Raw genomic sequence first — 12,980 nt, forward strand, 5'->3', positions numbered from 1 at the left:
GTGCGTCATGCGGCCGTGTTCGACAGTGGCTGCGTCACCGGCTGTCCGATCTCGTGGTGATAGCGGCCCGTATGCAGCGACGAAGGGCCGAGCCGCGCGTACTTGAACATCAGCATGATCTCGATGACGAACAGCCCCGTGTAGAACAGCACGAAGCCGCCGATGCTCAGATACAGATCGCGCGGCGTCAGCGTCGACGCGGCCAGGTTGGTCGGCAGAATGCCCGCGATGCTCCACGGCTGGCGGCCCATTTCCGCGACGATCCAGCCTAGCTCGGCGGCGAGCCACGGCAGCGGAATCGCGATGACCGCCCAGCGCAGAAACCAGCGGCGCCTTTCGAGCAGCAACGTGCGCTGCGCGCAGAACCAGAAGGCGAGCACGAAGGTCGCGAGGAACAGCAGGCCAAGGCCGACCATCGTGCGGAACGAGAAGAACAGTGTCAACACCGGCGGAACCGTGCTTCGTGCCGCCGCGGCGATCTGGTCTGGCGTCGCGTCGATGACGTTCGGCGTGAACCGCTTGAGCAGCAGGGCGTAGCCGAGATCGTCCTTGTACTTGTCGAACTCCGCATGCGCCTCGTCGCTGGAGTCGCCGCCCTTTAACCGCTGCAACGCCGAATAGGCGAGCATGCCGTCCTTGATGCGACCTTCGTTTTGGGCGATCAGGTCGCGCAGGCCGACCACGGGTTCGTCGAGCGAGCGGGTCGCGATAATGCCGAGCGCGTACGGCACACGGATCGCATAGTCGGTGCGTTGCTCTTTCTGATTGGGGATGCCAAATATCGTGAACGGTGCCGGCGCGGGCGCGGTGTCCCATTCGGATTCGATAGCCGCGAGCTTGATCTGCTGGACTTCACCGGTGCGATAGCCGGATTCGTCGCCCAGCACGATCACGCACAGCGCCGACGCTAGGCCGAAGCCGGCGGCGATCGCGAACGAGCGCAGCGCGAACTCGGTGTCGCGGCGCTTCAACAGATACCACGACGACACGCCGAGTACGAACATCGCCGCGGTCACGTATCCAGCTGATACCGTGTGCACGAACTTGACCTGTGCAACCGGGTTGAAGATCACCGAGCTGATGCTGTCGAGCTCCATGCGCATCGTCTGATAGTTGAACTTCGCGCCGACCGGATTGTTCATCCAGCCGTTGGCAATCAGAATCCACAGCGCCGACAGGTTCGAACCGAGCGCGACACAGAACGTGACGATCAGATGCTGGATTTTCGACAATCTGTTCCAGCCGAAAAAGAACAGACCGACGAACGTCGATTCGAGGAAGAACGCCATCAGCCCTTCGACGGCGAGCGGCACGCCGAAAATGTCGCCGACGTAATGCGAGTAATAAGCCCAGTTGGTGCCGAACTGAAACTCGAGCGTGAGGCCGGTCGCGACGCCCATTGCAAAGTTGATGCCGAACAGCTTGCCCCAGAACTGCGTCATGTCCTTGTAGATCTGCTTGCCGGTCATCACGTAGACCGATTCCATGATGACGAGCAGCCAGGCGAGACCGAGCGTGAGCGGCACGAACAGAAAGTGATAAAGCGCCGTGATGGCGAACTGGAACCGCGACAGTTCTACGACTTCGCTAACGGGCATGTTGATCACCTCGAGACGGATGCGGGGCGGGCACCGACAGCAGCGCCTGCGCGACCTGCTCAGGCGGCAGCATCATGTGCTGCGCCTGTGGATGATTGAAGAAGGTGTACTTGAGCGCCATCAGTAGCACGAACTTGATGGCGAGGATGATGGCGATATCGCGCGCCAGCGTTGGACCGCGCACCCACCTGGTGAACCGGCCGCGCAAGCGCGACCGGACAGTGCTGCTGCGATTCAGGGCTATGGTCATGATCGGTCGAAGACGACTTCACGCCGGTGAGTCCGGCTGGATCCAGACCGCCCTGGCCGTCAGGCAGTCTGGCAGTCTGGCGAATGCATGCCGATTGTAGGAGGTGAACCTCGCGCGCTCAGGTTTAGCCATGCGGCAACACGTCGCGAAACTTGCCGCGTCTGTGCAGTATTGCTACCGGACTTGCGATACGTCAAGAAACGCTTACCGGCCTCGACAGGCCGGCTTGCGGATAGGCCGACGCGAAGCGCGGCCGCGGGGACGCAAGAAAGGGCGAAAAGAATGAAAAAGCCCCGCCGTCTTGCGAGGGCGGGGCTTGAGCGCGATGGTCGCTAAATGGCGCGACCGATTAACGCGTGTCGTTTTTACCTATGTCATAGGCGGGACACAATTGACGCGCGCATGGCTTCGACGCTTTACGCGTATTCGGTCAGCGCGCCGCGCATCTTCTTCATCGCGCTGGCTTCGATCTGGCGGATACGTTCGGCCGAGACACCGAACTCGTCGGCCAGCTCGTGCAACGTGGAGCCGCCCGAGCCGTCGTCGGCCACCTTCAGCCAGCGCGCTTCGATGATGCGGCGGCTGCGCGGATCGAGCGCGTCGAGCGCGCTTGCGATGCCGTCGCTTTGCAGCCGGTCGCGCTGACGCGAAGCCAGCACGGCAGTCGGTTCACTATGCGAGTCGGCCAGATAGGCGATTGGCGCGTACGACTCCTCGCCGTCTTCGACCTGACCTTCGAGCGCGATATCGCCGCCTGACAGACGCGTCTCCATCTCCGCGACCTCTTCGCGCTTCACGTTCAGCTCCTTCGCGAGACCGTCGATCTCGTCCGGCGTGAACGCGCCAAGCCCCTGCTTGTGGCTGCGCAGGTTGAAGAACAGCTTACGCTGCGCCTTGGTGGTGGCGACCTTCACCATGCGCCAGTTGCGCAGGATGTACTCGTGGATCTCGGCCTTGATCCAGTGCATCGCGTACGACACGAGGCGCACGTTTTGCTCGGGATCGAAGCGCTTGACCGCTTTCATCAGGCCGATGTTGCCTTCCTGGATCAGATCGGCGTGCGGCAACCCGTAACCGAGGTAGTTACGCGCGATTGACACGACGAGTCGCAGGTGCGACAGCACCAGGCGGCGCGCCGCCTCCAGATTGTCGTGTTCGCGCAATTCGGTGGCGAACTGGCGTTCCTCCGCCGGCGTCAGCATCGGAATCCGGTTGACCGCCTGGATGTAGGCGTCGATGTTGCCCAGGTGACCGGACAGCAGCGAGGAATGCGAGAGCGCCAGTGCACCTGCCGGAGCGGCCTTAGCCGACGACGGGCTCAAAGTACTCGGAAGGGTCATTGCATGGCTCACGTTTGAAGCTCCTTTGGAATCAGACAATTGCGTACTCAGTAAACGACTCCAGCGACGGATGTTAGCACTCAGATCTGCCGAGTGCTAATACTTAGAGGTCGCAGGGGTATCCGAGTTCCCAAAAATCCTATTGAGTTTTGACTTCCGATAGCTATCATACGCCCTATTTGCCCTGCGCGTTGGACCTGTACAAAGTACCGCCCGGAGCGGGCGCAGGCTCACGTTTGACTGATATCGTCCGGTTTTGAAGAGAATAATTGCTGATCATGGGCATTATCTGGGAAATACTTGCTCCTGAATTCGTGCCTGGAATAAAGGGGGCGCTCGCTTAATACTCGGCAGTATGGGGGGCGGATGAACAGGCAGAATCTTGTGGTGCGTGGGCTTAGTCTAAAAAGCACGTTTGCCGTTCTGCTCGTTCTGCTGTTGAGCGCGGCGGGCGCGTCCCAAGCTGAGCAGTTCGGCGTGCAGGTGGCCGCCGGCGTCGGCGACCATCACGTCAGGACGCTCGATCTCGGCGTGGTCTGGGATCCAAACCTGACCTGGTGGCAGATCGGCGACTGGCATTTCGCGCTGCTCGGCGAGGCGCATGTCGCGTGGTGGCACACCAATGAAGGAAACGTTCACGACAACATCGGCGAGATCGGCGTGACGCCGGTGATCCGCTTCATCAGGTCGTCGGGTTCGGTGCGGCCATTCATCGAGGTGGGTGCCGGCGTCCGGCTGCTGACCAGCCCGCGCATTTCTTCCGACTTCACGTTGGGCACCGCGTTCCAGTTCGCCGAGATGGCGGGCGTCGGGCTGCAGTTCGGCGCTCGTGAGCAGTATGTCGCCGGCTACCGCTTCCAGCATGTCTCCAATGGCGGTATCAAAGAGCCGAATCCTGGTATAAATTTCAGCCAGCTATATTTGCAATATCACTTCTGACCGTGGCCGCCTGCGGCTCGCGGTGTTCGAGGGGCTCTGCAATGGCGGCAAAGATGATCGAAGCGATTCGCGGGCTCGAGCGAGAGCGTTTTCGCGCGATGGTCGATGGCGATGGGCAGTCGCTCGACACGCTGCTCGCGGACAACGTGAGCTACGTCCATACGAATGGCAAGCGCGAGACGAAGCGGCAGTTCATCGACGGGATCACCGCGGGGCGCCGTCGTTATCGGCAAATCGAGGTGCAGTCGCAGGATGTCTTGCCGGCCGGGCGCGAGACCTACGTCGTCACGGGCCGCGCGCTGATCGAGATGGAGGCCAACAACGGCGCGCTCCTGTTTCCGATTGCCTATACCGCGATTCACACGCACGAAGACGGGCAGTGGCGACTGATCGCGTGGCAGGCGACCCGTTGCGCGCTCGAGTGAGATTCTCATCGGGCGGGCGCGCCTCGTGAGCGCGTCTCCAGCGGCAGCGGAATGCGGGTGTGCACTCCGCTGCAGCAGGCTCGAGGCCCAACGCGAATTCACGCGGTCACGCATTCGCCAGCTTTGTCGCGGCTGTTTGCGCCGTGCTCGTCTACATCGGCATCCGCGTCGCGCGCCTCGCGCGTGCCGCGCATCGCTACCTGTCCCGCATACGGATGCCGCGCCGCAACCGGAAGCCGCGTGCAGTGCTCCGCCACGCGCCTGATCGTCGCGAGATCCGAGAAATCCAGACCGCTGTCGATACCCATCGCGTCGAGATTCATCGCGACTGTGACGAGATCGACGTTGCCGGTGCGCTCGCCATTGCCGAACAGACAGCCTTCGATGCGATCCGCGCCCGCCAGCAGCGCGAGCTGCGCCGCGGCCACGGCGGTGCCGCGATCGTTGTGCGGATGCACCGACAGCACGATGCTGTCGCGGTAACCGAGGTTGCGATGCATCCATTCGATCTGGTCGGCGAACACGTTCGGCGTGGCCGCTTCGACGCTTGCCGGCAGGTTGACGATCATCTTGTGATCGCGCGTAGGCCGCCACGTTTGCGCGAGCGCGTCGCACACCTCGCGCGCGAACGGCAGCTCGGTCGTGTTGAAGGTCTCGGGCGAGTACTGGAAGGTCCAGCGCGTGCCCGGCCGCGCCTGCGCGTGTTCCTTGATGAGGCCCGTGCCTTCGACGGCGAGCGCCTTGGTCTCATCCTTCGACTGCTGGAACACGATGCGCCGGAACGACGGGCAGATCGCGTTGTACAGATGCACGATCGCGCGCGGCGCGCCTTCGAGCGCGTCGAACGTGCGTGCGATCAGCTCCGCGCGCGACGGCACGAAGACTTCGATCGTGACGTCGTCGGGAATGCGTCGCTCGTCGATCAGCTTGCGCACGAAGTCGAAATCGGTCTGCGACGCCGACGGAAAGCCCACTTCGATTTCCTTGAAACCGATCGCGACCAGCATCTCGAAGTATTCGAGTTTCTGCGCGGCGTTCATCGGTTCGATCAGCGCCTGATTGCCGTCCCGCAGGTCCGTGCTCATCCAGACGGGTGCGGCGTCGACCGTGCGACTCGGCCATTTGCGGCCGGTCAGCCTGACGGCGGGAAATGGGCGGTACTTTTCAGCGGGATTGCGCAACATGGTGAGGTGCCTCATTCGTGGCGTCGTCGGCGGAGGGTGGGGACGTCGAGCGGTTGGCCGACTGTTCACGCATGCACGCTGCGGATGCTGCCCATGCAACGTACATGTGATCCTCTCGCATCGTCCGCGCGGTAAACGGACGAATGCAAACGACGACAGGTTGTGGAGAACTACGACGGGGGTGAAGCGAAACTGCGGGAACTACGGGGAGGACCGCCGACGGCAACCGGAGCTGCCAGCGCGCGGCGCTACGCGAGACTTAGGCCAGGCGTAGCGATAGGGGCCGCGCCAGGCGGCCGGAGATAATTCGGAGGGTGTTCGGAAGGGAACGCATGAGGCCAAATGTATGACGGCGTGCGTTGGCCTGTCAACCCGCGGCCGTCAGGCCGCCGTCTTCGCGATATCGACGATCAGCTCGACCTGCCGCTCGAGCGCGCCAGGCACCGGCGCTTCGCCGCGCAGCACGGCGTCGATCCAGGCGGCCGTGGTCGCCGCGTCGCGCGCTTCGGGCAGTTCCACTTCGGGCGCATCGGGCGACGAGCGCTCGTGCGGCAGCCGCGTCTCGCAGATGCCGTCATGCAGCCAGTCGACCTGCACCTGGCGGCGCGTATCGGCGACCGCCTCGCCTTCGGTGCCGCGCGCGAGCAGCGCACCGCCGACGGCCGCATCGGGATGCGTGACGAACAGCTGAGTGAGACTGTCGCGATACGGCGGATGCGTGTAGTTCACGAGCCGCAATCCCGCGGGTGCGAACGGCTGCAGCAGCTTCACGAGCGTATGCGTCGAATTGCGCACGCCCATGCGCCGGCGCAGCGCGAGCAGGCGCGCGAGCTTGGGCGCCAGTACGTCGATCGAGGCGAACGCGACGCGGCGCTCCGCAAGTCCAGCTTCGATCTGCGCGTGCGACTGCGCATGGGCGATGCGCAGATGTGTGAAGATTTCCGCGCTCGTCACCCGACCCAGATCCTCGGTGACGCCGTGAACCAGCACCGGCACGCCTTCGCGGGCGAGCAGCAGCGCAAGCAGCGGCACGAGGTTCGGCTGCTTGCGCGCGCCGTTGTACGACGGAATCGACACCGGCCGAAACGCGCCGTGCGGCAGCCGCACCGGCTCGAACGACGTATGCGCGGCGGCCAGCATCGCGGCGAGTTCGTCGGCGGTTTCGCCTTTCACGCGATACGCGAGCAGCACCGCGCCGAGTTCGAGATCGTCGACGCGGCCGTCGAGCATCGCGGTGTAGAGCGAGCGCGTGTCGTCGGCGGTCAGCGCGCGGGCGCCATTCGGGCCGCGGCCGATTTCCTTGATGAATCGGGCCCAGGGGAAGGGAGGAGTGGTATCGGTGGAGTCGGTCATCGTGCGCAAGAGGCGGGTGGCGTGCCGCGCCTGGCGGTTCGCTACGCCATTCGGGGAACAGTTCGGTGTGAGTATCGCATCTATGGCGAGCGGGCGAACAGCAACGAAGCGGGCACGCAGTGGCGCGCGACGGGCCGCCTGACACGCCCCCGCGCCGTGCCGCGGGTTACACTCGATGTTTCTCGCCGCCTCGGCGGCGCACATCGGAAAACGGAGAACGGGATGAGTTACGTATTTGCACCCGCACCGCAGGTCGCGGTGCCGGTCGTGGGGTCGGGCGAGCAGTTCGCGGTGCGCCGCATCTACTGCGTGGGGCGCAACTACGAGGCGCACGCGCGTGAAATGGGCCACGACCCGGACCGCGAGCCGCCGTTCTTCTTCACGAAGCCGGCCGATGCGATCGTGTACGTCGCGCCGGGCACGACCGGCGAATTCCCGTATCCGTCGCAGACCAGGAACGTCCATTTCGAAATGGAAATGGTCGCGGCGATCGGCGAGGGCGGCAAAGACATCCCCGTCGACCGCGCGCTCGACCATGTCTACGGCTACGCGCTCGGTCTCGACATGACGCGCCGCGACCTGCAAGGCGAAGCGAAGAAAATGGGTCGTCCGTGGGATACCGCCAAGGGCTTCGATCACTCGGCGCCGCTCGGCCCGATCCATCCGGCTTCGACGGTCGGTCACATCGGCAAGGGCGAGATCTGGCTGTCGGTGAATGGCGAGGACAAGCAGCGCGCGGATGTGTCGCAGCTGATCTGGTCGGTGGCCGAGACGATCGCGTATCTGTCGACGCTGTTCGAACTGCGGCCTGGCGACCTGATTTTCACCGGCACGCCGGAAGGCGTCGGCGCGGTCGTGAAGGGTGACCTGATGAAGGGCGGCGTGGACGGGCTCGGCGAGTTCAGCGTGCGCGTCGTCTGAGACGGCTTGCGTGCAGGTGGAGGAGGCAGACAACATGAAGCTCTACAGCTATTTCCGTAGCTCGGCGTCGTATCGCGTGCGCATCGCGCTGAACGTGAAGAACCTGTCGTACGACTACGTACCCGTGCACCTCGTGCGCGAAGGCGGCGAGCAGCTGAAGCCCGCGTATCGCAAGATCAACCCCGACTGCATCGTGCCGACGCTCGCCGACGGCAGTCATTTGCTGCCGCAGTCGCTCGCGATCATCGAGTATCTCGAGGAGACGCATCCCGAGCCGCCGCTGCTACCGAAGGCACCGCTCGATCGCGCGTATGTGCGCTCGGTGGCGCTGCAGGTCGCGTGCGAGATTCATCCCCTGAACAATCTGCGCGTGCTGCGCTATCTGAAGCACACGCTGCGAGTCGACGACGATGCGAAGGACACGTGGTACCGGCACTGGATCGACGCGGGCTTCGCGACGCTGGAGACGCATCTTGCCGGCGACGCGCGCACCGGCAAACTGTGTTTCGGCGACGCACCGACACTCGCCGACGCGTGCCTGATTCCGCAGGTATTCAACGCGCAGCGCTTCAAGCTCGACACCGCAAAGTTTCCGACGATCCAGCGCATCTACGATCACGCGATGCAACTCGACGCGTTCGCGCGCGCGGCGCCGGGCGTGCAGCCGGACGCGGAGTGAGCCCGGGATCGCTGACACGTCGACGGTAGCTCGAAACGAAAAAAGGGCGCTCCGCTGAGTGCCCTTTTCCTTTGGTTCGCCGCGAGCGCCGAGCGCCGCAACGATCACGCGATCAGCCGCCCAGTAGCGCGTCCGAGAACTCCTCCGCGCTGAACGGCTGCAGATCCTCGACCTTTTCGCCGACGCCGATGAAATACACCGGAATCGGCCGCTGCCGCGCGATCGCCGCGAGGATGCCGCCCTTCGCGGTGCCGTCGAGCTTGGTGACGATCAGGCCGGTGAGCCCGAGCGCGTCGTCGAACGCCTTGACCTGTGTGAGCGCGTTCTGGCCGGTGTTCGCGTCGATCACGAGCAGCACTTCGTGCGGCGCGCCGTCCTGCGCCTTGCCAATCACGCGCTTCACCTTGCGCAGTTCTTCCATCAGATGCAGTTGCGTGGGCAGGCGGCCGGCCGTGTCGGCCATCATCACGTCGATCTTGCGCGCGCGCGCGGCGCCGACCGCGTCGAAGATCACCGCGGCCGGGTCGCCGCTTTCCTGCGCGACCACGGTCACGTTGTTGCGCTGGCCCCACACGGCGAGTTGCTCGCGCGCGGCGGCGCGGAACGTGTCGCCGGCGGCGAGCAGCACCGATTGGTCAAAGCTCTGCAGATGCTTCGCGAGCTTGCCGATGCTCGTGGTTTTGCCCGCGCCGTTGACGCCGGCGATCATCATCACGAGCGGCTGAGCGCGGCCGAGCATCAGCGATTTTTCGAGCGGCTTGAGCAACTCGACGAGCAGTGTGCGCAAGGCGGTTTTGACCTGCAGCGGGGCCGTCAGGCGTTCGCCGCGCACTTTTTCGCGCAGCGCTTCGAGCAGGAATTCGGTCGCCTCGACGCCGGCGTCAGACATCAGCAGCGCGGTTTCGAGTTCCTCGTACAGGTCCTCGTCGATCTTCGTGCCGACGAAAATGCCGGTCAGGTTCGAACTGGTTTTCGCGAGGCCGCTCTTCAGACGCGTAAGCCACGAGCGCTTCGCGCCGGCATCCTGCACGGGCGGCGGGACGATTTCGACGGTGTCGAGCATGGCGTCTGGCGGCTCGGGCTGCGGCTCGATGATCGTCGTGGCCACAGGAGGAACGGGGGGCGCGGTGGGCTCGATGGGCTCGATGGGCTCGGCGGGCGCAACGGGCGCTGCCTCGGCCTCGGGTGCCGCGCCGTCTTGCGCCGCCAGCGATTCGTCTGCGGCGGTATCGGACTCTTTCGAGCCCTTGAATCGTTTGAAAAAGCTGAACATGATCTGACGTATGGGAGAGCGCGCCGATGCGCGCAGCCGGCACGGGACCGGCGAAGCGGTGGGCAGCGCCGGGATGCGAAAAGGCGGGGCGCTGGCAGCCGCACATTTTATCAGGCGTGCCGCGGCGCGTCGTATCGGCCGCTCGGCCAGGCTGGACGCGCGCCAACCCTGTGGTAACGTGAGCGCTCCGGCCCGCGCGCATCGACGCCGTGGGCGTGTTCATCACCTAGCTGAAACTGCGCGATACTGCATGCCTCGTTTAGCACCTTCACGCGCCGCTGGCGCTTCGTCCAAAAGTGGCAAACCGCATGCCATTCGCATCATCGGCGGCGACTGGAAACGCACGCCGCTGCCCGTGCTCGATCTGGACGGCTTGCGCCCGACGCCCGACCGCGTCCGCGAAACGCTGTTCAACTGGCTCGGCCAGCGTCTGGACGGCCAGCACTGCCTCGATCTGTTCGCTGGTAGTGGGGCGCTCGGCTTCGAGGCCGCGTCGCGCGGCGCCGCTCGCGTGCTGATGGTGGAGCGCCATGCGCGCGCTGCCGGCCAGTTGCGCGCAAACCAGCAGCGGCTCGATGCACGCATGATCGAAATCGCCGAGGCGGACGGCCTGCGTCTTGCGGCGAGTCTCGCGCCAGGCTCGTTCGACGTCGTGTTCCTCGATCCGCCGTTCGATACCGACCTGCTCGGCAAGGCGCTCGCGGTGGCCGTGCCGCTCGTGCGGGCCGACGGCTATCTTTATGTCGAGGCCGGCGAAGCGCTCGAACCGGCCGCGCACGAGCCGCTGTCAGGCTGGGAACTCGTTCGGCAGGGCAAAGCGGGCGCTGTGCACTTTCATTTGCTGCAGCGCGAAAATAAGGAATAATGCGCGTTCCAAAAAAGGGCCGGGCGGTTTATCGTCATCCGCGCCGGTGCGAAATGCGTCGCCCGGACGTGCCCTTTTGTCTGAAGAGAGGAGAAGTCTCATGGTAGTCGCCGTGTACCCGGGCACGTTCGACCCGCTGACGCGCGGTCACGAAGACCTCGTTCGGCGCGCGTCGAGCATTTTCGACACGCTGGTGGTGGGTGTGGCCGACAGCCGTGCCAAGAAGCCGTTTTTCACTCTCCAGGAGCGCCTCGCGATTGCGCATGAGGTGCTCGGTCACTATCCGAACGTCCAGGTGATGAGCTTCAAGGGACTGCTGAAGGACTTCGTGCGGACCAACAACGCGCGGGTGATCGTCAGGGGGCTGCGCGCGGTGTCGGACTTCGAGTACGAGTTCCAGATGGCGGGCATGAACCGTTATCTGCTGCCCGACGTCGAGACGATGTTCATGACGCCGTCCGATCAGTATCAGTTCATCTCGGGCACGATCGTGCGCGAGATCGCGCAATTGGGCGGCGACGTCAGCAAGTTCGTGTTCCCGTCCGTCGAAAAATGGCTGAAGGAGAAGGTCGCTTCGCTGGATCCGCAGGACGGCGCTCAGGGGACCTGAGCCTGAGTCGCGCGAATGCCGGTTTTGACGGATCAAGACCGGCCAGGCCTCGGTGATCGGCGCCAGGGGCATCGGTCGGCTGTTCCAAGTAATGTTGGCGAGCCGTATTGGCGGCGAACGTCAATCCTGTCGTTATGCACGGGCATCGGTGTATTCGATGGTTCGTGCAAGCTGCGATGTCAATGATGATGCGAAGAACAAGAATTGTCTCTTCATCGCAAACGGGGCGATCATCAATAGTCACGCCGGCTTGTCAGGTTCCTACGGAACCCTATCCGGAAAAAGTCACGGGCGTGGGCAATCGATATACCTTTGTCCAATTCGCCGAGTATGAACTGACGAAGCGCACCAGTACGGTACGATGGATTTCAACAGGGTACAGGTGCCGCATACGTGGAATTGCCGGAGCGGAGCAACCAGACGGGCATTGCAAGAGGAATGAGGAGTTTTTCCTAACCGGATAGTGCCGGCTTAACCGAAGCAGAACAATGTCAGCTTCCCTTCGCAGCTTTCGTGAACGCCTCGGCAAGTTTGTCGAAGTGCCGGAGGGCCGCGGGCGTCAGCTCGACCTGTTTGCGGCGAGCGTCTTCGGTGTCGTTGAGCAGGAGCCAGCCCTTTTCGCGCATTGACGTGATACGGGCATGCAAGGTAGCCGGCGACCCCAGCGCACTTTGGGCCATCATGTCTCGAACTGACAGGCGTTCGTTTTTTTGCCTCATGCGAGCAACGAACTCCAGGATCTTTTCTTCGAGTGGATCGAGCGCGGGAAGTGCGGGAAGACCTCGCAGTGCTTCGGTCAATTGAAGAAATCGAAGATAGATATCAGCAGGGCGGCCCATGACTATCGCTCCAACGAAAACGCCGCTCACCCGAGCGCGGAAAGCGAACCTTGATGCCCTGCGACAACCGGGCTTCCCTATTTTATCTCCATGTCCAGCTTACGTTTGGGTTTGCTCCCGGTCGCGGGCACGGCCATCGCGTTCGCGCTGTCGCTCTGGATCGACCAGGAAGTCTTCACGCACATCGAGTTCCACGCGAACCATTTCTCTCAGGTTTGGCCGTTACAAAAACTATAACGATAAAGTCGCGCATTGCCAAGATTCGTGCGGGTGATCAACTCGAGCCGTCGCTGGAGGACGATTGGCTGCTTTCCGAAGGCGGATTCAACCGGTCGATGCAACACTAGGATCGTCGATCAAGTGGCGAAGGCTGTAGGGCGCTACGTGCTCGTACAGGATCGGCCAATCTACCGCGAGTAGCGGAATCGTTGGGTCTTTCCGACACCAGTACGCAACAAACCGCGCCCAGCCCCCGAGAAACATTCCGTTGCCAGAACTCAGCAGACACGGAGGGCGAGCGACAGGCGGAACCAGCATCCGCGGCATTCCCGCCGCCAGGGTTTCAAGGGCGTCCGACGATTCGTGTGACGCCAGCAGACTGTCCTCGGTATCAGACAGGTATCGACGTACTTCTTCTGCGACGCATGTGCTGCGAAGTTCCAGGTAAGAGGCGCGGACTTCATCAAGTACTGAAGTGGGCACAC

Annotated in this window: 12 protein-coding genes and 1 pseudogene; 6 read left to right on the forward strand and 7 right to left on the reverse strand. The window is 63.5% G+C overall.

Annotated features, from left to right (window positions below):
- Nucleotides 1-5 precede the first annotated feature (5 nt).
- The 3 genes from HWY30_RS22425 to rpoH form a co-directional block, all read right to left on the reverse strand.
- Complete coding sequence (locus tag HWY30_RS22425; RefSeq protein ID WP_090802916.1) at nt 6-1,598, reverse strand: cytochrome ubiquinol oxidase subunit I; 1,593 nt, start codon at nt 1,596-1,598, stop codon at nt 6-8.
- Nucleotides 1,588-1,848: a cytochrome oxidase putative small subunit CydP gene (gene cydP / locus HWY30_RS22430; RefSeq protein WP_018419327.1), complete on the reverse strand. Its 261-nt coding sequence runs from the start codon at nt 1,846-1,848 to the stop codon at nt 1,588-1,590. Before cydP ends, HWY30_RS22425 begins: the two co-directional genes overlap by 11 nt.
- 416 nt (nt 1,849-2,264) lie before the next feature.
- Nucleotides 2,265-3,200, reverse strand: coding sequence for an RNA polymerase sigma factor RpoH (gene rpoH, locus HWY30_RS22435; RefSeq protein WP_090802918.1), 936 nt, complete (start codon nt 3,198-3,200; stop codon nt 2,265-2,267).
- A gap of 354 nt (nt 3,201-3,554) precedes the next feature.
- Here rpoH and HWY30_RS22440 point away from each other — a divergent pair, with 354 nt between their 5' ends.
- Complete coding sequence (locus HWY30_RS22440; protein WP_090802919.1) at nt 3,555-4,127, forward strand: acyloxyacyl hydrolase; 573 nt, start codon at nt 3,555-3,557, stop codon at nt 4,125-4,127.
- Between the two features lie 41 nt (nt 4,128-4,168).
- Nucleotides 4,169-4,552: a nuclear transport factor 2 family protein gene (locus HWY30_RS22445; protein WP_008921685.1), complete on the forward strand. Its 384-nt coding sequence runs from the start codon at nt 4,169-4,171 to the stop codon at nt 4,550-4,552.
- 197 nt (nt 4,553-4,749) lie between these two features.
- Here HWY30_RS22445 and HWY30_RS22450 read toward each other — a convergent pair.
- Both HWY30_RS22450 and ybiB read right to left on the reverse strand, forming a co-directional pair.
- Nucleotides 4,750-5,736 (reverse strand): annotated as a pseudogene (locus HWY30_RS22450) (2-isopropylmalate synthase); the annotation flags it as partial.
- A gap of 381 nt (nt 5,737-6,117) precedes the next feature.
- A complete protein-coding gene (gene ybiB, locus HWY30_RS22455) occupies nt 6,118-7,089 on the reverse strand; it encodes a DNA-binding protein YbiB (protein ID WP_176078932.1) in 972 nt (323 codons plus the stop codon).
- Nucleotides 7,090-7,311: 222 nt separating this feature from the next.
- On the opposite strand from ybiB, the gene HWY30_RS22460 reads away from it, so the two are divergent.
- Both HWY30_RS22460 and maiA read left to right on the forward strand, forming a co-directional pair.
- Complete coding sequence (locus tag HWY30_RS22460) at nt 7,312-8,010, forward strand: fumarylacetoacetate hydrolase family protein (protein WP_090802924.1); 699 nt, start codon at nt 7,312-7,314, stop codon at nt 8,008-8,010.
- A 34-nt stretch (nt 8,011-8,044) separates the two neighbouring features.
- Nucleotides 8,045-8,689, forward strand: a complete 645-nt coding sequence (maiA, locus tag HWY30_RS22465) for a maleylacetoacetate isomerase (protein ID WP_090805574.1) — start codon at nt 8,045-8,047, stop codon at nt 8,687-8,689.
- 112 nt (nt 8,690-8,801) lie between these two features.
- Here maiA and ftsY read toward each other — a convergent pair whose 3' ends face one another.
- On the reverse strand, nt 8,802-9,962 hold the full coding sequence (gene ftsY / locus HWY30_RS22470) for a signal recognition particle-docking protein FtsY (RefSeq protein WP_090802926.1): 1,161 nt from the start codon (nt 9,960-9,962) through the stop codon (nt 8,802-8,804).
- Nucleotides 9,963-10,212: 250 nt separating this feature from the next.
- Here ftsY and rsmD point away from each other — a divergent pair, with 250 nt between their 5' ends.
- Nucleotides 10,213-10,827 carry a 16S rRNA (guanine(966)-N(2))-methyltransferase RsmD gene (gene rsmD / locus HWY30_RS22475; RefSeq protein WP_090802928.1) on the forward strand — a complete coding sequence of 205 codons (615 nt, stop codon included), beginning with the start codon at nt 10,213-10,215 and terminating at the stop codon, nt 10,825-10,827.
- 100 nt (nt 10,828-10,927) lie between these two features.
- The gene (gene coaD / locus HWY30_RS22480; protein WP_062125937.1) at nt 10,928-11,437 is read left to right on the forward strand and encodes a pantetheine-phosphate adenylyltransferase; all 510 of its coding nucleotides are present in this window, start codon (nt 10,928-10,930) and stop codon (nt 11,435-11,437) included.
- 491 nt (nt 11,438-11,928) lie between these two features.
- On the opposite strand, the gene HWY30_RS22485 is transcribed toward coaD, so the two are convergent.
- Complete coding sequence (locus tag HWY30_RS22485; RefSeq protein ID WP_090802929.1) at nt 11,929-12,276, reverse strand: MarR family transcriptional regulator; 348 nt, start codon at nt 12,274-12,276, stop codon at nt 11,929-11,931.
- Nucleotides 12,277-12,980: the final 704 nt, after the last annotated feature.

Origin of the sequence: Paraburkholderia tuberum STM678 (assembly GCF_902833905.1) — a bacterium.
GTDB classification, from domain to species: Bacteria; Pseudomonadota; Gammaproteobacteria; order Burkholderiales; family Burkholderiaceae; genus Paraburkholderia; species Paraburkholderia tuberum.

What these genes read in the sequence shown, in the direction of transcription:
- HWY30_RS22425 (WP_090802916.1), bottom strand. Translation starts at nt 1,598, where the DNA reads ATGCCCGTTAGCGAAGTCGTAGAACTGTCGCGGTTCCAGTTCGCCATC.
- cydP (WP_018419327.1), bottom strand. Translation starts at nt 1,848, where the DNA reads ATGACCATAGCCCTGAATCGCAGCAGCACTGTCCGGTCGCGCTTGCGC.
- HWY30_RS22440 (WP_090802919.1), top strand. Translation starts at nt 3,555, where the DNA reads ATGAACAGGCAGAATCTTGTGGTGCGTGGGCTTAGTCTAAAAAGCACG.
- HWY30_RS22445 (WP_008921685.1), top strand. Translation starts at nt 4,169, where the DNA reads ATGGCGGCAAAGATGATCGAAGCGATTCGCGGGCTCGAGCGAGAGCGT.
- ybiB (WP_176078932.1), bottom strand. Translation starts at nt 7,089, where the DNA reads ATGACCGACTCCACCGATACCACTCCTCCCTTCCCCTGGGCCCGATTC.
- HWY30_RS22460 (WP_090802924.1), top strand. Translation starts at nt 7,312, where the DNA reads ATGAGTTACGTATTTGCACCCGCACCGCAGGTCGCGGTGCCGGTCGTG.
- maiA (WP_090805574.1), top strand. Translation starts at nt 8,045, where the DNA reads ATGAAGCTCTACAGCTATTTCCGTAGCTCGGCGTCGTATCGCGTGCGC.
- ftsY (WP_090802926.1), bottom strand. Translation starts at nt 9,962, where the DNA reads ATGTTCAGCTTTTTCAAACGATTCAAGGGCTCGAAAGAGTCCGATACC.
- rsmD (WP_090802928.1), top strand. Translation starts at nt 10,213, where the DNA reads ATGCCTCGTTTAGCACCTTCACGCGCCGCTGGCGCTTCGTCCAAAAGT.
- coaD (WP_062125937.1), top strand. Translation starts at nt 10,928, where the DNA reads ATGGTAGTCGCCGTGTACCCGGGCACGTTCGACCCGCTGACGCGCGGT.
- HWY30_RS22485 (WP_090802929.1), bottom strand. Translation starts at nt 12,276, where the DNA reads ATGGGCCGCCCTGCTGATATCTATCTTCGATTTCTTCAATTGACCGAA.